This window comes from Paraburkholderia dipogonis, assembly GCF_042680985.1.
Classification (GTDB): domain Bacteria; phylum Pseudomonadota; class Gammaproteobacteria; order Burkholderiales; family Burkholderiaceae; genus Paraburkholderia; species Paraburkholderia phytofirmans.
Genome location: NZ_JBHUFR010000016.1, coordinates 575,989 through 594,493 on the forward strand (window position 1 = coordinate 575,989; position 18,505 = coordinate 594,493).

Here is an 18,505-nt window from a genome sequence, read left to right on the forward strand (position 1 = left end):
CGCGCGCGATCAGTTGGTGGGCAACTGCGTGCAGGCGTCGGCAACCGGCGTGGCGCACGCGTACGAATACTGACCGCTGTAGCGCAACACTTCTTCGCCAACGTGCAGGACCACCTTGATGTCCGGGCAGCGCTCATAAGCGATGAATGCCGAACAGGCCGCGGCGGACCAGCAGACCAGCGAGAACGCGATTTTTTCGAGAAGCTGAAAACGGTGTGTCATGGCGGTTTGAATGCGATTGATTTCTTTCGGACGCCATGTTACCAGAATACTAGGGTTTATACCTAGTCAAAATCCGCAATAAAGATCGCAATCAAGCGCGTGATCAGCGCAAAAGCGCAGCTCGCCAGCGTGACGCGAGCGCTTCGCAAACCTGTCCGGATTGTCATGTTCAGGTCAGGGTTGGGACATGATCGGGTCGATACAATCGGATCGTTGGGCAAATCCGCGCGCGCCTTGCCGCGCGGGTCGACACAGGCGCGAGGGGTGCGCCGGCCCGGCTTTACCGAGGCAGGAGTCGTCCCATGAACCAATTGCAGTCGATGCGCGTATTCGTCAAAGTGGCCGACCTCGGCAGTTTCGTCGGCGCGGCCGGCGCGCTGGATCTTTCCACGGCGGTCGTCACGCGCCACGTCGCCGACCTCGAAGCGCGCCTCGGCACGCGCCTGCTCAATCGCACCACGCGCCGGCTCTCGCTGACCGAGTCCGGCACGACCTATCTGGAGCGCGTGCGCCACATTCTCGACGACCTGGAGGGCGTGGAGCAGATGGTGGTGGCGCGCAATCACGAGCCGGTCGGCACCTTGCGCATCGTCGCGCCGGTGGTGTTTGGGCTGCATAGCCTCGCCCCAGTGGTGCAGTCTTATGCCGCGCGTTATCCGGATGTGGTGCCGGACGTCACGCTCGCGGATCGCCATGTCGATCTGGTGGAAGAGGGCTTCGACGTCGGCATTTTCGTCGCGCGGCACATGCGCAGCGCGAGCATCGTGACGCGACGGCTCACTACCGGCTACATGACGGTGTGCGCGACGCCCGCTTATCTGGCGCAGCACGGCACGCCGACGCGGCCCGAGCATCTGCTCTCGCATCCTTGTCTGAGCCGGCCGTCGGAGCAGGGCGGCGAGGAGCGCGTGTTCACCGGACCGGACGGCGAAGTCCGCGTGCGTCCCACGAATGCGATCGTCGCGAACAATACGGAGATGCTCAGGCAGTTCGCGTTGCTGGGCATGGGCGTGGCGATGCTGCCGAGCTATCTGATCGGTCGCGACCTCGCGTCCGGGCGGCTGGTGCCGCTGCTGCGCGAGTATCGTTTGCCGCAGATCGAAGTCACGATCGCCTATCCGAGCCGCCTGCATTTGCCGGCGAAGGTGCGCACGTTCATCGATCACCTCGTCGAATATTTCCAGCAGCCTGCGCAGCAGACGCGCGATCCGCGCGCGGTGACGCCGGCGCGTTCCGGGAACGGGGTGGCGGAGATTGCAGCGGATATCGACGACCTGTCGGTGCCGGAATTGACGGCCGACGCAGGGCGTTCCTTGCACAAGGCCGCGCGCTCGCGGATCCCGGCTTCGTCGCCGTTTTGATGGCGAGTGCGAGCGGATATCAAAGCTGGAAAGCTCGGCGTTAGAACGTGCTCTTCGCGGTTCGTTTCCACGTGACGCGCCGAGCCTTCAGGCGCGCCTGCAAAGCCGCGCTGGCAACTCGACTCACTCAAATCCAGACGTCGTTCGCCGCCGTCCGTTCGCTGGTTTCCTCGCCGGTGTTCTTCACGCCGCGCGGCTCGATCAGCAGCAGCTTCACTTCACGTTCGGCGTACGGCTTATGCTCGATGCCCTTCGGCACCACGAACATTTCCCCCGCAGAAATCAGCACGAAACCATCGCGCATGTCGATGCGCAATTGCCCCTCGATCACGATGAACGTCTCATCGGTGTCGGCGTGCTCGTGCCAGATGAAATCTCCTTCGATTCGCACGAGCTTGAACTGATAGTCGTTCATTTCGGCGACCACGCGTGCTTGCCACTGGTCGTTGAAGAGCCCCAGTTTCTGCGCGAAATTGATGGCCTGATAGGGCCGTTGAGTGACCTGAACGTCGGACATCGCAGTGCTCCTCCTGAGCGGTTGTGTCAGGCAGGAGCGTACGGCGTAAGCGGGATGCGGGTCTTGAACGTTTGTGCGCGCGTCTTCGCTCAGCGCGCGCCGGCTGAGGGCGAGCCGGCCGAACGCGAGCCGAGCATCTTCAGCCACTGCGCCGGTGCGACGCCCCAGGCTTGCTTGAAGTGCCGCGTCATGTGGCTCTGATCGGCGAAGCCGCTCGCCGCCGAGGCGTCGGCAAGCGACACGCCCTTGAGCACTAGTTGCCGCACGAGATCGAGTCGCCGCATGGTCAGATAGCGATGCGGACTGGTGCCGAACAGCACGCGAAAATCCCGCGACAGACTCCAGCGGTCGCGGCCCGCCGCGGCTGCGAGTTCATCGAGAGTGACGGCGCGATCGAGCGACGCCTGCAGATAGTCGCGCGCCAGCGTCGCCGCGCGGTAATCCACCGGACGCGGTGTGTCGGGCGCGCCCGACACCGTGTCGAGCGCAACGGCCAGATCGTAGAGCGCGCTGTCCTGTTCGAGCGGATCGATAGCGCTGTCCATCGCGCGCAGCAGGCTTTGCGTGGCGGCGAACAGGCGCGGATCGTTCGACAGCCCGCCTTCCAGAAACGGCAGCGGCTTGCCGCCGAGCGCCTGCTGGAACAGCGCCGGATCGACATAGATCATGCGGTAATGGAAACCGTCGCCGGTGCCGGCCTGGCCGTCGTGCGGTTCGTCGGGATGCAGCACCATCGTGCCGCCCGGCAAGCTGTTGCGGGTGCTGCCGCGATAGCGAAAACTCTGCACGCCGGACAGCGTGCGGCCGATCGCATAGGTATCGTGGCGATGCATCGCGTAGCCGGCCTGACGGAAGAACGCCTCGATCCGTTCGATGCCGCTCGCGCCGGAAGTTTGCGGCGAGCGATAGATCCAGTCGGAACCGCGCTTGTTCTGGGCGGACGACAGGGTACGCGAAGGGGAAGACGGCTGGGAACGCGACAGCGATGAAGCCGGTTCGTCGCTCATCCGCTGAGGCCCGGGCCGTAATTGCCGCTGATGTAGCGCGTCACGGAGGCCACGTCGGCGTAATCCTGTTCCGGCAGGCCGTCGAGCATCGACAGCACTTCGTTGCTCGCGCCGGCTTCGCGCGCGGCGTCGACCAGCGCGTCCTTGTAAGTCGGAAACTGGACTTCGCTCAGAAGATCGCTGATCTGCAGGTCGATCGATTCGCCGGGAATAGCCGATGCGGTCATGCAAACGCTCCTGTTATTACGGTTCGAGGTGATGATGACGTGAGTGGTGCCGCTGAATTGCCGCTGAACGAAACATCGGAGGCCGCGTTATTCGCCGCATACCGCTCGAGAAACTGCACAGGCGCTAGCCATCATCGCTGCTTCAGGGCTGCGAAGTCTCACGCGTACGACCGGCGCGCGCTTGGGTACATGCCGGCGTCAGGTCTGCAAATGCTCGTTCTGCCCGCTGAAGCTTCGATCGAGATGCCGCGATTTGGGCAGCGCGATATGTTGCCATTGTTGCGGACTATTATCCGTGGCGGCAACATCTGGCGCCGCCGGGGCGACGGGTGCTGCGTTGGCGCGTTCGGCGAGACTATTGGCGTTCGTGCTGTCCGGCGCGGTGTGAACCGGCGCGGCGAAACACGAGGCTGACAGCGTCACCATGGTCAACAGTGTCGAGGTTTTCATCCCGACCTCCTAAGCTCATGCGGCGCTGACAGTTGAGCAAGCGCTGTGCCGTCCCCGCGTCGAAAGGACGGCGCATGCTCCGCGCGGTGTGGCCGAGGTGTTGCGATCGGCGGCTAACGCGCATCTTCCATCTTATGCGCGCAAATTCTTCTGAGCGCGCATGTTTGCGGCAAAACCGTATTGTCGATTTCAGATGATGGCAGAAACGCGGCAACAGCGCAGCAGCGTCATCGCGAACGGTCGTGCGTGGGCGATGTTGCAGTGCGGCGGACGCGCTTCAACGCAGCACGTCGAAGCGCGTCCACGGCCACGAAGGCCGATCGCGCATATAGCCGTTGAGCCAGTTCCACTGCGGATGCCGCTTCATGAATGCCTGCGCGTCGAACGGCCGCCCGCAAGGGTGGCCCCAGCGCGCGCTGAACGCCATCTCGCGCGCCATTTCACTGTCGACCACTTTGCCGTCGTTGGCGCCCCACGGATTGAACGGCCCGTGATCGGTGCCGCCGAAGCGTGCGTCGTCCAGTTCCAGGTGCCCGCAGATGGTGCGCGAGCACGGGTTGTCGTTACGGTCGAGGTAGACGTCGTGATGATCGGCGATCATCTCCTTGGCCAGCTCCACATCTATCCTGCCGCGATGCATTTCCTCGAGCTGCATGAAGCGCAAGCGCCGCGCGCCGTTCTTGCGCACGTCCGTATAGTCTTCGCCTTCGCCGAGGCATTCCTGGTTGCGGATTTTCAGGTCGGTCGCGGTGTTATAGCCGCTGTAAAAACCGTCTTTGGTGCTCTCGAAACCGGAGAAATGCAGGCCGAGTTCGTAGCGCGCAATCTCGCCGGTCTTGGCGTCGCCCAGCAGCCAGCTGTTCGCATAGCCGCCGTTATTGGCGATCGCGAACATTTCGCACCATTCGCCGATGCTGTTCGCATACTGCGACGCGCGCCGCGAGCGATAGAACTCGGGTGCGCCCGCCGCGTTGTAGCCGGCGAAGTTGGAGATCGTGGTTTCCGTCACCATTAGCCCGGCGGCGGTGACCCAGAAATCCGTGAGACTGGAAATGCATCCGGGCAAGCCTTGCATGAGGATGCGGTTGCCCTGGTCGGGCACGATGTCGAAGATCACGTTGAATGCGTCGCCGGCGGCGTAGCGGTCCCACGAATTGTGCGCCATCACGATGCGGCCGTCGCGCGTGGCGCGGCCGGTGGCGATGAACGCGCTGCAGTGGTGGCCGCGCCGTCCGCGCCACGGCTTCACGCCGAGGTTCGGCTGCTTCTGCGACGCGTGGGCCGGCCACCAGCTTTGCAGCAGATCCATGTAGCCGTTCCACGCCAGCACTTCGGCGAACGGCAGCTTCGCGCCGTCGGCGATGCCCTGGATTTCGTCGGCGAATTCGGTGTCGAGTTTGTTGGCGAACTGCGAAACCGCGGCGTTGACGAAGGTGTCGAAATCTTCGCCGGTGTCCCACTTCGCGAGGTAGCGGGCGGTGTGGATCGCGTTGCGGATTTCATTGGCGAGCAACTGGCCGTGCTGCTCGCCGCGATCGTACGGTTCGCCTTCGATATGCAGGAAAATCCAGCCTGCCTGGTCGCGGCGCGCGGCATCGAGGGACGGTTCGCTCATCTTCGCTCCGATCGAAGGGCGGGCGTCTCGGCGCGCCCATTCTGGCGTAACGCGCGCTGTCGGCGTGCGCCGCAGCGGTCTGTCCATTGTAGAGAATTTGCCGCGCTTTGCACGGGCCCCAAAGAGACCGCGGGCGCGGCCTGGCGGCGCATTGAGCGCGGCGCCTAACGCGTCGGATTCATGCGGAAATAGGCGTCGAGCAGCGAGGTTTTATAGACCACGCCGGCGAGCGTGGGATGCGCGGCGCTTTCGACCACCGGCAGGCGTTCACCCTGAAACGCGAGAAAGTGCTGCAAGGCTACGCCGAGCGGCATGTCCGGCGTGAGCACGTCGAAATGCGGCTGCAAATAGTTCGCCGCGGTCTTCGCGGAGGTGTCGCTGCCGTCGAGCAGATCCGACGTGATGTCCTTCAAGGCGACCACGCCCAGAAACGCGCCGGACTCGTTCGCCACGTAGAGATACTTCACCGGATATTCGAGGAAAACGCGTGTCATGTCGTGCACGGTGGCGTTGGGCGGCACGACGGTTTCGGCGGGGCGGATCAGCTCGCGCATCTGCGTGGCGCGCAGTCGCGAGCGCTCCTGTTCCTCGTGATTGCGGCGCAGCGTGATTTCGTACATGGAGTTCTTGCCGATCGCGCGCGACACGAAATAGGCGACCACGCACGAGAGCATCAGCGGCAGCACGACCTGATAGCTGAGCGTCATCTCGAAGATCATCAGGATCGCCATCAGCGGCGCCTGGGTCGCGCCCGCCAGAAACGCGCCCATGCCGACCATCGCGTACGCGAACGGCGCCGAGGTGCCGTGCGGCCACAGCGCATGCATGCCCAGGCCGAACAGCGAGCCGACTACCGCGCCGACGAACAGCGTCGGCGTGAACACCCCGCCGACCGCGCCGGAGCCCGCCGTCGCCGCCGTGGCGACGATCTTGAACACCAGCACGAGGACGAGCGCGGTCCACGTCCACGGCGAATGCAGAATCGAGTTGACGACGCTGTAGCCGTTGCCCCACACCTCGGGCGTCCAGACCGACAGAATGCCGACCACCAGGCCGCCGAGCGCGAGCCTCACGGGCAGCGGCACCGGCAGTTTGCGAAAGCTTTGCTTCGACAGGTCGAGGAGCCGCAGAAACTGCGGCGCGGCCGCGCCGCACAGCGCGCCGAGCGCGACGAACAGCAGCACCTCGAGGCCGGCCACCGGCGGAAACACCGGCATTTCGTACGGCGGCTTGTAGCCGGCGAATTCACGCATCGTGATGTTGGCGACCACCGCCGACACCACCACGGGCCCGAAGCTCTCCATTGCGATCGAGCCGAGCACGATCTCGGTGACGAAAAACGCGCCCGCGATCGGCGCGCTGTACGCGGAAGTGATCCCGGCCGCCGCGCCGCAGGCCACCAGCAGGCGCAGCCGCGGCGGATCGAAATGCACCCAGCGTCCGATCAGCGAACCGGCGAGCGCCGCGAGTTGCACCATCGGACCTTCGCGGCCAATCGACCCGCCGCTCGAAATCGTAAACAGCGACGACACGCTGCGCCACATGCTCAGCTTGACAGGCACCACGCCGTCGCCGATCGCGACCGCCTCCATGTAGTCGATGTGATTGCATTTGTCCTCGTAACGCCGCGCGATCAGCAGAAGGAAGCCTGCGATCAGGCCACCAGCCGCGGGCAGCCAGATCCGCACGGTCCACGGCAGGCCGCGCGCCATTTCGACGAAACTGCCGGACTTGCCGACGATCGCGAATTGCAGCAGCGCGATGGCTTCGCGAAAGGCAATGGTCGCGAAGGCGCCCGCGACGCCGACCACGACCGACCAGATCAGCATCGTGTGGGCGTCGGAGAGACGGAACAGATTTTGGGCGCGGGTGCGCAGCTTCAGCAGGAATGAAAGCACGTCGACGGTACGGGTCGTGAAAGTGGGTTGAACAGCGCGCACGGTAACAGCATCGCGCCCGCTTTGGACGGCGGGCGCGAAACGTCGGGTGAACGCGGGAAGAAGGCGCGGCTCAAGCCGCCGCCTTGTCGAGTTCCGGGTAGTGCCGGAAGATGCAGGCCTCGTTGTGTTCGATGCGCCGCTCGGATTGCAGATACGCAGCGATGTTCGGCCGCTCGATCACCGCGTCGTGCAAGGCGGCAAGGCGTGGGTAGTGTTCGCCGAAACGCTTGAGCGCGCGGGGAAACGCGTACAGCAGGCCGTCGATCAGCTGGAACATCGACAGGTCGACGTAAGTGAGCGTGTCGCCCACCATGAACTGATCGCCGGCCGGATTCTGTTTGAGCACGCGCTCGAAGTACGACATGAACTTCGGAATGCGGTTGTCGATGAAGTCGTGTGCGCGCACCAGGGCGGCGTCTTTCTGGTCTTCGTAGTAAAGCGCGCTGGCGAGCGGGTGATGCGTGTCGTGCGCCTCGGTGACCATGTCCCCGATGGTCAGCTGCAGGCCGTTGGCCACATAGCGCAGGCTCTCCACCGAGGATGCGAGGTTCAGCCGCGGGCCGAGATAGAAGAGGATGTTGGCGGTCTGCGCGATCACCAGATCGCCGTCTTTCAGAAACGGCGGCGCGAACGGCGGATACGGCTCGTCCTTGCTTTTCATCACCGACATCATCGTCTTGGTGCCCAGGCCTTCCGATGCTTCGCCGCGTGCCACTTCCACGTAGTCGGCGCCGGCTTCTTCCAGCGCGAGCCGCACGAATTCGCCGCGGCCTTGCAGGCCGTCCCAGTAGTAAAGTTCCAGGCTCATCGATCGATCCTCATTCCGATTGCATTGACACAGACGCGAAGACGGCGCGCCAGGCGGAGCGCAGGAGCGGGCCGCAGGAGTGGGCCGCAGGAGTGGGCCGCATAAGCATGCTGCATGAGCTGACAACGTCAGCGACCAGTATGCCGCGCGAGCGGGCAGATTGGGTCTCCAGAATGCGCAAAACCCCGCACGCGGCGGGGTGGGTTCGAAGGCAAGGGCGGCTTAGCCGAACAGGTGCTGGACAGTCCATGTAATTCCGAGCCCGCCGGCAATCAGCCACACATACAGGATGAAGCCGGTGGTCAGCGCGCGCGGGCCGGCCTGACGGATCTGCGCAATACGCGTTTCGATGCCGAGCGCGGTCATGGCCATGGTCAACGCGAAGGTGTCCAGCGTGTTGAGCGTGCTGGTCGCGGCTTCCGGCAGCACATGCAGCGAGTTGATCACGACGAAAGCAAGAAAGCCGAGCGCGAACCAGGGAATCGCCAGCTTGCGCGGCGCGTTGCCGTGGGCGCCGGCCGCGGCCGAATCGCGCCGCGCCGAGCGGTTCACCCACATGCCAACCACCAGTAGCACCGGCACCAGCAACATCACGCGGGTCATCTTCACAATGGTGGCGATGTGCGTCGCTTCAGGGCTCACGTTGCTGGCCGCGCCGACCACCTGCGCCACTTCATGGATCGTGCCGCCGAAAAACAGGCCCGCGCCGACCGTGTCCAGGTGCAGCCAGCCTGCCTTGAAGAGAACGGGGTAAAGGAACATGGAGAGCGTGCCGAACAGCACCACGCTGCCCACGGCCATCGCGCTTTTATGCGGTTTCGATTGCAGCGTCGATTCGAAGGCGAGCACGGCGGCGGCGCCGCAGATCGCGCTGCCCGCAGCGGTCAGCAAGGCGGTGTCGCGGTCGAGCTTCATGATTTTCATGCCGGCCCACGTGCCGATCACGAGCGTGCTGACCACGATCAGAACCGACTCCGCGAGGCCGGGCACGCCGACCTGAGCGATTTCTTGCAGGCTCACGCGCAGCCCGAAGAAGGCCACGGCGATGCGCAGTAACTTGCGCGCCGAAAAATTGACGCCAGCCGCCCAGCTGGCGGGCATGCCGTCGCGCAGCGCGTTGCCGTAAATGGCGCCGGCGACGATGCCGACGATCAGCGGGCTCAAGCCCAACCCGGCGATGGCGGGAATCGCCGCGATGCGCGTAACGGCGGCGGCAAACAGCGCGACGAACAGAACGCCGTTGAGTTGCCCGCGGGTGGAAAACCCGGCGGGCGTCGTACTTGCGGCGGTGAGATGAGCGGTGGACATGGAGCAGCCCTTTTCTGTAACTGACGAAGATTCGATGGGGCTAATCCTAAATTAGAGATATCGATATGAAAAATCGTGATTTAGAATGTAAGGTATCGTCTCAGCCGATACTTCGACCTCCATGACCCCGGATCAACTTATAACTTTCGCTGCCGTCGCCGAGCATCGCAACATTAGCCGGGCGGCGGTGGCGCTGCATTTGTCGCAGCCCGCCGTGTCCGGTCAACTACGGCAGTTGCAGGACGAATTCGGCGAGCCGCTGTATCAGCGTGACGGCCGCGGCGTGCGGCTCACGCCCGCAGGCGAGCAGCTCGCCAGCTACGCCACGCGCCTGCGCGACACCTGGCGGCAGGCGCATGCATACCGCGATGCCTTGCGCGGCCTGGAGCAGGGCACTTTGCGCATCGGGGCGAGCACTACGCCCGCGAGCTATCTGCTGCCGTATCTGATCGCCGACTTCCATCGCCGCTATCCGGACGTGACGCTGCATACGGCGGACGGCAACACCACGGAGATCGTCGGCGCGCTCGATTCAGTAGACATCGCGATGATCGAGGGGCCGGTCGGCGTGGATCTGCCGCCGGACACAGCGGTGCACTCGTGGCGCGAGGACGAGATCGTCGCGATCATGCCGCGTACGCATCCGTTGGCGCAGTCGGCGGAGTTGGCGGAAGTGGGCGAGGGCGGCCAGGCGGGGCTCGCGGCTTTCGGCGAATATCCGCTGGTATTGCGCGAGGCGGGCTCGGGCGTGCGGCAGATCGTCGAGCGGGCGTTCGCGCGGGCCGGCGTGCCGATGCGCGTGGCGCTGGAGATCGCCGGCGTCGAAGGCGTGAAAGAAGCAGTGCGCGCGGGCATGGGCATCGGCTTTGTGTCGGCAATGTCGATGCGGCATGAGGACCGCGCGCTCTGTCTGCTGTCGCTCAGCCCAGAGCCGCTCACGCGGCGCCTGTCGATTCTGGTGCCGCATGCGAGCGCGCCGTCGCGGGTGGTGGAACAGTTTCTCGCGTTGTGTCTCGCGGACGAGCCTTGAGTACTCGGCGGGGGGCGGTCGGCGCGCCGCGCGCGGATGCGTTAGCGTAGAACGCGTCACGGTCCGGCGTGTAGACCGCTACGGTGGCGTGTCGCGCAGAGAGTTGCGTCGCGATTTGCGCCGCGAGTCTTCGCTAGTGCCATTAGACCCGCGCCGGCCGCCGGATAAATTTTCCCGGTTGAGAGCCGCCAATTGACCAACCCTGCCCGCAAATCCCGCACCGTGCCAACCGCGCCTGGGGATTTCCACTATGGTGCATGACGGCGCCCTCGGCGCATTATTCGAGCATCGGAAGCGCCTCGGCGCTTTTTTTCGAAGTGCATTTGGAACCGGTTCCAAATGCCGATCACGAGACAGATTTGAGTAAATTCGACATGGCTGATGCAGTGGACGTGGTGATCGTCGCAAGCGCATTCGGGATGGACGCGGTCCTCACGGACGGTCATCTGAAGTGGGCGCAGGCGACCAAACAGGCCGGCGCGGCGGGTTTCGAAGTGCGCCGCGAACTGTTCGCCGACCAAACCGACGCCGCGCCGCACAACCTGCGCGAACTCGGCAGGCAAATCGCGGAACTGGGCTTGTGGTCCGTGTATTCCACGCCGGCTTCGCTGTACACGGCGCAGGGCAAGCTCGACGCCGAAGCGTTGCGCCTCTCGATCGAAGAAGCGCTCGCGCTCGGTGCGCGTTTCGTGAAGTTGCAGCTCGGCGGTTTCGCCGCCGACGCCAATGCCGCCGTCATCGCCGATCACATGCGCTGCGCGGAACTGCGCCTCGTCGTCGAAAACGGGCAGCTGGCCGAGGGCGGTTCGCTCGCGCAGTTCACCGGCCTGTTCGACGCGTTGGCGCGGGAAGGCCATGCCGATGTGCTCGGCATGACCTTCGACATCGGCAACTGGGCCTGGCGCGAGGTGATGCCGCTCGACGCGGCTGCGCCGCTGGCGGCGCATGTGGACTACATCCATTGCAAGACTACGGTGGGCGAGGGCGCACGACGCTTTCCCGCCGCCCCGGCCGCCGACGATGCGCAGTTCGCCGCGGTCCTCGACAAACTGCCGCGTCATGTGCCGCGCGGCATCGAGTTTCCGTTCGATACGAGCCGTACCGATGAGGACGCGGCGCATTACGTCGCGTGGCTGGCCGCCGCGTGAGCGGCATGTGGAACCTGAGAGAGAGCGGCGGCACCGGGAAAAGTACGCGGCAACAAGCACGCGGCAAACGGGTCGCAGCGATGGAGAGCTGCAAACGGAAAGCTGCAAACGGAAGGCCGCTAACGGAAAGTAGCGAACGGCAAGCTGCAAACGGAAAGTAGCAAACGGACAACATGAATGGTGTGCGCAAAGCGGTAGGCCCAAACGACACGCTGCCAACCTGACGCTGCAAACCGTAAGCGGCAACCTCTACGCAAAACACGCAAAACACGCAGCAAAAGGATCCCGCAGGAGCCAAGCATGACCAGGACAACCACAGCACTCGATGTCATCACCTACGGCGAAGCCATGGCCATGTTCGTGGCCGCCGAAACCGGCCCGCTCGCGGGTGTCGGGCAGTTCACGAAGCGCGTCGCCGGCGCCGATCTGAACGTGTCGATCGGTTTGTCGCGCCTCGGCTTCAAGGTCGGCTGGATGAGCCGCGTCGGCAACGATTCGTTCGGCCAATACGTGCGCGACACGTTGACGAAAGAGGGCATCGATCAGGGTTGCGTCACGACCGACGAGCGCTATCCGACCGGCTTCCAGCTCAAGTCGAAAAACGACGACGGCAGCGACCCGGCGATCGAGTACTTCCGCAAGGGTTCGGCGGCGAGCCATCTCTCGCTGGCCGACTATGCGGCCGACTACGTGCTGCAAGCCCGTCACCTGCATCTGACCGGCGTAGCGCCCGCGATTTCGGCGAGCTCGCGCGAACTCGCGTTTCACCTGGCGCGCGAAATGCGTGCCACCGGCAAGACGATTTCGTTCGACCCTAACCTGCGTCCGACGCTGTGGCCGTCGCGCGCCGCGATGGTCGAAGGTCTGAATGCGCTCGCCGCGCTGGCCGACTGGGTGCTGCCCGGTATCGGCGAAGGGGAGATTCTGACCGGCTACACGCAGCCGGAGGACATCGCGAAGTTCTATCTGGAGAAAGGCGCGCGCGGCGTGATCATCAAGTTGGGCGCGCAGGGCGCGTACTTCCGCACTGCCGACGATGCCGCCGTGATCGCCGGTCAGCCGGTTGCGAAAGTCGTGGACACGGTTGGCGCGGGCGATGGTTTCGCCGTCGGCGTGGTCAGCGCTTTGCTCGAAGGCAAGTCGCTGCCGGAAGCGGTGTCGCGCGGCAACCGCATCGGCGCGCTGGCGATTCAGGTGATCGGCGATTCGGAAGGGTTGCCGAGCCGCGCCGAACTCGACGCGTTGGAAGCGGCGCAAGCGCAGTCCGCCGCGGCCGCGGCCTGACGACCGAAAGGACCGAAAGGCCCCACGCGGCTCGCAACACCGCAAGCCGCGTTCAGCCAGGCCGCTTCGATAACAGCAAGAGCGCTCGAACAGAGCGCCCCAAGACCGTCCATCATTGTTTCGGGAAGCCGTCCAAGGAGACACCCCATGACCTCATCGCTTGCGATTCGCCGTTGGTGGACGATCATGCCGATCGTATTCATCACCTACAGCCTCGCTTATCTGGATCGCGCGAACTACGGTTTCGCGTCGGCCGCCGGCATCAACCAGGATCTCGGCATCAGCAAGGGACTGTCGTCGCTGATCGGCGCGCTGTTCTTCCTCGGTTATTTCTTCTTCCAGATTCCCGGCGCGATCTACGCGGAACGCCGCAGCGTCAAGAAGCTGGTGTTCTGGAGCCTGGTTCTGTGGGGCGCTTGCGCGTCGCTCACCGGCATGGTCAGCAACATTCCATCGCTGATGGTGATCCGCTTCGTGCTCGGCGTGGTCGAAGCCGCGGTGATGCCGGCCATGCTGATTTTCATCAGCAACTGGTTCACCAAAAGCGAACGCTCGCGCGCCAACACGTTTCTGATTCTCGGCAATCCGGTGACGGTGCTGTGGATGTCGGTGGTGTCGGGCTATCTGGTGCATTCGTTCGGCTGGCGTCACATGTTTATCGCCGAAGGCGCGCCCGCGATTCTCTGGGCCGTGTGCTGGTGGTTCATCGTGAAGGACAAGCCGCAACAGGTCTCGTGGCTCACGCAACAGCAGAAGGACGACCTCGCCGAAACGCTGCGCGCCGAGCAGGCCGCGATCAAGCCGGTGCGCAACTACAGCGACGCGTTCAAAACGCCCGCGGTGATCAAGCTGTGCGCGCAATATTTCTGCTGGAGCATCGGCGTGTATGGTTTCGTGCTGTGGCTGCCATCCATCTTGAAGAACGGTTCGACGCTCGGCATGGTCGAAACCGGCTGGCTCTCGGCGCTGCCTTATCTTGCCGCGACCATCGCGATGCTTGCAGCTTCGTGGGCATCGGATAAACTCAACCGCCGCAAGGTATTCGTGTGGCCGTTCCTGCTGGTCGGCGCGGTCGCGTTCGCGGCTTCGTACGCGCTCGGCTCCACGCATTTCTGGCTCTCGTATGCCTTGCTGGTGATCGCCGGGGCCGCGATGTACGCGCCGTATGGCCCGTTCTTCGCGATCGTGCCGGAACTGTTGCCGAAGAACGTCGCGGGCGGCGCGATGGCGCTGATCAACAGCATGGGCGCGCTCGGTTCGTTCGTCGGCTCGTATGTGGTCGGCTATCTGAACGGCGCGACCGGTTCGCCCGCCGCGTCGTATGCATTCATGAGCGTGGCGCTCGTCGCCGCCGTGATTCTGACGCTGATCGTCAAACCGCAGCAGCAGGAAACCGGCAATGCGGCCACCGCACGCCACCCCGTCGCAAGGAAAATAAGCTGATGAAGAAGATCGTCGCCTGGAAGTCGTTGCCCGAAGATGTGCTCGCCTATCTGCAACAGCATGCGCAAGTCGTGCAGGTCGATGCCACGCAGCACGACGCTTTCGTGGCCGCGCTGAAAGACGCGGACGGCGGCATCGGCTCGAGCGTGAAGATCACGCCGGCGATGCTCGACGGCGCGACGCGGCTCAAGGCGCTCTCGACCATCTCGGTGGGCTTCGACCAGTTCGACGTGGCCGATCTCACGCGCCGCGGCATCGTGCTCGCACACACGCCGGACGTGCTGACCGAGTCCACCGCGGACACGGTGTTCTCGCTGATTCTCGCCTCGGCGCGGCGCGTGGTCGAACTCGCCGAATGGGTGAAGGCGGGGCACTGGCAGCACAGTATCGGACCGGCATTGTTCGGCGTCGACGTGCAGGGCAAGACGCTCGGCATCGTCGGGCTCGGGCGGATCGGCGGCGCGGTGGCGCGGCGCGCGGCGCTCGGCTTCAACATGAAGGTGCTGTACACCAACCGCAGCGCGAACCCGCAGGCCGAAGAGGCATACGGCGCGCGGCGCGTCGAGCTGGCGGAACTGCTCGCCACCGCGGATTTTGTCTGCCTGCAAGTGCCTTTGACGCCGGAAACGAAGCATCTGATCGGCGCGGCCGAGTTGAAGTCGATGAAGAAAAGCGCGATCCTGATCAACGCCTCGCGCGGCGCGACCGTCGACGAAAAGGCGCTGATCGAGGCGCTGCAGAATGGCACGATCCACGGCGCCGGTCTCGACGTGTTCGAGACCGAGCCGCTGCCGGCCGACTCGCCGCTGCTGAAGCTGGTGAACGTGGTCGCGCTGCCGCATATCGGTTCGGCGACCCACGAAACCCGTCACGCGATGGCGCGTAATGCGGCGGAAAACCTGGTCGCCGCGCTCGACGGCACGCTGACCAGCAATATCGTCAACCGCGAAGTGCTTTCCAAATGAGCCTATCGATGAGGAGCCGATGAGCACCACGCCGCAGGCCGCGCCGCGCCGCGCCACGATCACCGACGTCGCGCGCGAAGCCGGCACCGGCAAGACCAGCATCTCGCGCTATCTGAACGGCGAGATGAGCGTGCTGTCGCCGGAACTGCGCGCGCGCATCGAGGCCGCGATCGCGCGCCTCGACTATCAGCCGAACCAGATGGCGCGCGGCCTGAAGCGCGGCCGCAACCGCCTGATCGGCATGCTGCTCGCCGACCTCACGAATCCCTACACGGTCGAAGTGCTGCAAGGCGTGGAAGCGGCGTGCCATGCGCTCGGGCTGATGCCGCTGATCTGTCACGCGGCGAACGAAGTCGAGATGGAGCGGCGCTATCTGCAACTGCTCACCACGTACCGGGTGGAAGGCGTCATCGTCAACGCGCTCGGCGTGCGCGAGGAAACGCTGCGGCCGGTGGGCGGCGGCGGGATTCCGGCGGTGCTGGTGGACCGATCGGTGGATGGGCTCGTCACGGATATGGTCGGGCTCGACAACCGGGCGGCGGCTGAACTCGGTACGCGGCATCTGCTGGACAACGGTTTCGACGATATCTGGTTCGTGGTTCAGCCTTTCGAGCAGGTCAGTTCGCGGCAACTGCGCGAAGCGGCGTTTCGTGAGGCGATGAGTGCTCAAGGCAAGCAACGCGGCAGGAGCGCGGCGCGCGGCCACACGCTCGTGCTTAACCTCGCGGACGCGGACGAGGTGGCGCGCAGCCTCGCCGAACTGGACCGCGCGATCGACACAGCCGCTCAAGCGAGCGACGATGCCGCCGCCACGGGCAACGCCGCGCGCCTCGCCCTGTTCGCGGCGAACGCGCCCGTCGCGCTATGCCTCGCCTTGCATCTGAAAGCTCGCTATGGCGCCGACTGGCAAGCCCGCGTCGCGCTCCTTTCCATCGACGACCCCGACTGGGCCGAACTGACCGGCGTCACCACGATCCGCCAGCCGACCTACGAGATCGGCTACCGCGCGGTCGAGTTCCTGCACGAACGCATCGAAGGCGTTCAGACCGTCGCGCGCGACTGTCTTTTGCCGGGCGAATTGATCGTCCGCGCCTCCACTTTGCGCTGAATTCGCGCCGATCTGCGATCATTCGGGCTGCGGCGCGCAGCGGGTGCGCGCCGGACATCGCAAGGAAACTCATGGTTGTTGCACCGCTTACCCTCTCGAGCCTCGCCCTCGCGACGCTGCTCGTCGCCGCTTTACCCTTCCTGATCTACCGCCGTCTGCGCCGGCCGCTCGCGCTCAAGCCGCGTGACGCCATCACCGGCATCGCCGTGTTCGCGCTGTTCGCCATGGTGATCGAGCGCGCGCTGAACGACTACGTGCTGCATCGGAACGAAGCGACCGCGAACTTCCTGTCGAATCCGCTCGCCTTCGTGGTGTACGGCGCGCTGGCCGCGGGTATTTGCGAGGAAGTGGGGCGCTTCATCGGCATGCGGCTGCTGCTCAGGCGGGCGGCGGCGAAGGCCGGTTCCACGTCGCTCGCGGCGGGCACGAACGACGGCACCGCGCTGACCTACGGCCTCGGCCACGGCGGCGCCGAAGCATGGCTCGTCGGCGTGCTGGTGCAGATTCAATGGATACTGTTCGCGGTCTTCGAAAACCGGGGCCAACTGGACGGCTACCTGAGCAATCTGCCGACCGATTCGTTGATGCGCATTCACCTCATTCTCGCCAGCCTGACGCCGCAGACGGCGGGCATTTTCGCGCTCGAACGAGTGGCCGCGCTGGTGTTCCAGATCGGCTTGTCGGTGTTGATGTGGCGCGGCTTGCGGGCCGGCTGGCGCGGCATACTGCCGCTCGCGATCGGGTTGCATGCGCTGGTGGATGTGCCTGCGGCGATGTTTCAGGCGCAGCTCGTGCCGCTTGCGGCGGTGGACGCCTTGTATGCAGTAGGCGCGGTGATCGTAGCGGGGTTGTTGTTCCGGGCGTACCGGCGTCCCGCGGTGGCCGCTTGAGGGCCGCTTTGTGCGCGCGTGGCGATGGCATGAAGACCGCGTGAAGACCGCGCGAAGGCTGCTTGAAAACCATGCAATAGGCGCGTGACGGCCGCTCGATGGCCGCTTTACGCACGTGCGACGACCACGCGATAGCTACGCGATAGCCAGGTAATAGCCGCATGCCGGTCGCTCGATGGCGCGCATGAAACGCGCTCCGTCCTGAGCCGTCGACGTTCTCTACAATCGGCCTCTTTCAAGGCCACCCATTCGGCACACTTCAATGGAAGAAGCTTACCAATACGACTGCGCCAATCCCGAGTTCGAGGAACTGGCGCGCGTCATCAGCGATCTGTTTCCCGAGCAGACGCAGTTCATCCAGCGCGCCGCGGAAGACGGCACGCCGACACTGGCGATTCACTGGGTGGCAATGCGTTTCGGCTCTACCGCTCGCCGTATCGTGATGACCGTGGTGATCAGCCCGGCCGCGTTGGCGCGTTACCGCGCGTTGCCGGCGCGGTTGCGCGGCCGCAGTTTCGCGGTGCTGCGCGCGTATGTGGAAGCGAGCATCGGCTCGCTCGAAGAACAGTATGCGAATGGCGAGGCGGTGCCGCGCGATGTCACCGTGGATCTCGGCGACGAGTTCGCTTGATGCCCGTGCGCAACCGGCTCAATCGGCGAGCCGGTAGACCTTGGCGAAACGGGCTGCCTGCACCACGCCGTAGTCGCCCGGCGCGTATTGCATGACCCAGTCGCCGGCCACGCCGCGCAGCACGTCGCCGCCGTTTGCCGAGCGCGCAAGCGTGAACGCCTCGTGCATCTGTCTGGCCAGCACGACGGCGGGGCGGTTGCGGTACGCGCCGGCTTCGCCGTGCGCGACGGCGGCGTCGGCGGGAACGTATTTGGCGTCGAAGCGGGCGCGCGAGACGACCCAGCGGTCTCCCGTCGAGCCGGTGATCAGCGCGTCGCCGCGGACATAGCGGTTGGGGCCTTCGAGGCTCATCAGTTCGCCTTCGGCGGCGGCGAATTCGACGCTGACCGTTTCGTCTTTGACGACGCGGCAGGCGTTAGCGTCTTGACTCAGGTCGAGATTTTTCAGTTCGGTCATGAAGCGGGCAGGTGTGGAGAGTTTGACGGCCGCGCCGGACTTGAAGTCTTCGGGCCGCGTACGACTCGCATCATGCCAGATGCATCTGGCGACCG

19 protein-coding genes are annotated in these 18,505 nt (G+C 64.8%); 9 read left to right on the plus strand and 10 right to left on the minus strand.

The window, feature by feature from the left end:
- Nucleotides 1-9: 9 nt before the first annotated feature.
- Nucleotides 10-222, minus strand: coding sequence for a hypothetical protein (locus tag ACFSNN_RS22735; protein ID WP_012433287.1), 213 nt, complete (start codon nucleotides 220-222; stop codon nucleotides 10-12).
- A gap of 302 nt (nucleotides 223-524) precedes the next feature.
- Between ACFSNN_RS22735 and ACFSNN_RS22740 the strand changes: the two genes are divergently transcribed.
- A complete protein-coding gene (locus tag ACFSNN_RS22740) occupies nucleotides 525-1,583 on the plus strand; it encodes a LysR family transcriptional regulator (protein WP_134455840.1) in 1,059 nt (352 codons plus the stop codon).
- Nucleotides 1,584-1,710: 127 nt separating this feature from the next.
- Here ACFSNN_RS22740 and ACFSNN_RS22745 read toward each other — a convergent pair whose 3' ends face one another.
- From ACFSNN_RS22745 to ACFSNN_RS22780, 8 genes are all read right to left on the minus strand, one after another.
- Nucleotides 1,711-2,100 carry a cupin domain-containing protein gene (locus tag ACFSNN_RS22745; RefSeq protein ID WP_134455841.1) on the minus strand — a complete coding sequence of 130 codons (390 nt, stop codon included), beginning with the start codon at nucleotides 2,098-2,100 and terminating at the stop codon, nucleotides 1,711-1,713.
- Between the two features lie 89 nt (nucleotides 2,101-2,189).
- Nucleotides 2,190-3,107, minus strand: a complete 918-nt coding sequence (locus tag ACFSNN_RS22750; protein WP_208949458.1) for an AraC family transcriptional regulator — start codon at nucleotides 3,105-3,107, stop codon at nucleotides 2,190-2,192.
- Entirely contained in the window at nucleotides 3,104-3,334 is a 231-nt protein-coding gene (locus tag ACFSNN_RS22755; protein ID WP_134455842.1) for a DUF2795 domain-containing protein, read from the minus strand. The genes ACFSNN_RS22750 and ACFSNN_RS22755 overlap by 4 nt, the downstream gene beginning before the upstream one ends.
- Before the next feature lie 198 nt (nucleotides 3,335-3,532).
- A complete protein-coding gene (locus ACFSNN_RS22760; RefSeq protein WP_012433282.1) occupies nucleotides 3,533-3,784 on the minus strand; it encodes a hypothetical protein in 252 nt (83 codons plus the stop codon).
- Nucleotides 3,785-4,061: 277 nt separating this feature from the next.
- On the minus strand, nucleotides 4,062-5,399 hold the full coding sequence (locus tag ACFSNN_RS22765; protein ID WP_134455843.1) for a C45 family autoproteolytic acyltransferase/hydolase: 1,338 nt from the start codon (nucleotides 5,397-5,399) through the stop codon (nucleotides 4,062-4,064).
- A 164-nt stretch (nucleotides 5,400-5,563) separates the two neighbouring features.
- The gene (locus ACFSNN_RS22770; protein WP_134458798.1) at nucleotides 5,564-7,297 is read right to left on the minus strand and encodes a ClcB-like voltage-gated chloride channel protein; all 1,734 of its coding nucleotides are present in this window, start codon (nucleotides 7,295-7,297) and stop codon (nucleotides 5,564-5,566) included.
- 112 nt (nucleotides 7,298-7,409) lie between these two features.
- Nucleotides 7,410-8,147 carry a glutathione S-transferase gene (locus tag ACFSNN_RS22775; protein ID WP_377747224.1) on the minus strand — a complete coding sequence of 246 codons (738 nt, stop codon included), beginning with the start codon at nucleotides 8,145-8,147 and terminating at the stop codon, nucleotides 7,410-7,412.
- A gap of 222 nt (nucleotides 8,148-8,369) precedes the next feature.
- The gene (locus ACFSNN_RS22780) at nucleotides 8,370-9,455 is read right to left on the minus strand and encodes a YeiH family protein (RefSeq protein ID WP_134455844.1); all 1,086 of its coding nucleotides are present in this window, start codon (nucleotides 9,453-9,455) and stop codon (nucleotides 8,370-8,372) included.
- Between the two features lie 121 nt (nucleotides 9,456-9,576).
- Here ACFSNN_RS22780 and ACFSNN_RS22785 point away from each other — a divergent pair, with 121 nt between their 5' ends.
- The 8 genes from ACFSNN_RS22785 (at nucleotide 9,577) to ACFSNN_RS22820 (ending at nucleotide 17,954) form a co-directional block, all read left to right on the plus strand.
- A complete protein-coding gene (locus ACFSNN_RS22785) occupies nucleotides 9,577-10,485 on the plus strand; it encodes a LysR family transcriptional regulator (RefSeq protein ID WP_134455845.1) in 909 nt (302 codons plus the stop codon).
- A gap of 374 nt (nucleotides 10,486-10,859) precedes the next feature.
- Nucleotides 10,860-11,633: a TIM barrel protein gene (locus ACFSNN_RS22790; protein ID WP_134458800.1), complete on the plus strand. Its 774-nt coding sequence runs from the start codon at nucleotides 10,860-10,862 to the stop codon at nucleotides 11,631-11,633.
- A gap of 300 nt (nucleotides 11,634-11,933) precedes the next feature.
- A complete protein-coding gene (locus ACFSNN_RS22795; protein WP_134455846.1) occupies nucleotides 11,934-12,917 on the plus strand; it encodes a sugar kinase in 984 nt (327 codons plus the stop codon).
- Between the two features lie 147 nt (nucleotides 12,918-13,064).
- Nucleotides 13,065-14,360: an MFS transporter gene (locus ACFSNN_RS22800; RefSeq protein WP_134455847.1), complete on the plus strand. Its 1,296-nt coding sequence runs from the start codon at nucleotides 13,065-13,067 to the stop codon at nucleotides 14,358-14,360.
- Nucleotides 14,360-15,325, plus strand: coding sequence for a 2-hydroxyacid dehydrogenase (locus ACFSNN_RS22805; RefSeq protein ID WP_134455848.1), 966 nt, complete (start codon nucleotides 14,360-14,362; stop codon nucleotides 15,323-15,325). Before ACFSNN_RS22800 ends, ACFSNN_RS22805 begins: the two co-directional genes overlap by 1 nt.
- 19 nt (nucleotides 15,326-15,344) lie before the next feature.
- Nucleotides 15,345-16,433, plus strand: coding sequence for a LacI family DNA-binding transcriptional regulator (locus ACFSNN_RS22810; RefSeq protein ID WP_134455849.1), 1,089 nt, complete (start codon nucleotides 15,345-15,347; stop codon nucleotides 16,431-16,433).
- Between the two features lie 71 nt (nucleotides 16,434-16,504).
- Entirely contained in the window at nucleotides 16,505-17,323 is an 819-nt protein-coding gene (locus ACFSNN_RS22815; protein WP_134455850.1) for a YhfC family intramembrane metalloprotease, read from the plus strand.
- Between the two features lie 262 nt (nucleotides 17,324-17,585).
- Entirely contained in the window at nucleotides 17,586-17,954 is a 369-nt protein-coding gene (locus ACFSNN_RS22820; RefSeq protein ID WP_134455851.1) for a DUF3022 domain-containing protein, read from the plus strand.
- Nucleotides 17,955-17,972: 18 nt separating this feature from the next.
- On the opposite strand, the gene ACFSNN_RS22825 is transcribed toward ACFSNN_RS22820, so the two are convergent.
- A complete protein-coding gene (locus ACFSNN_RS22825) occupies nucleotides 17,973-18,410 on the minus strand; it encodes a PGDYG domain-containing protein (RefSeq protein WP_134455852.1) in 438 nt (145 codons plus the stop codon).
- Nucleotides 18,411-18,505 lie beyond the last annotated feature (95 nt).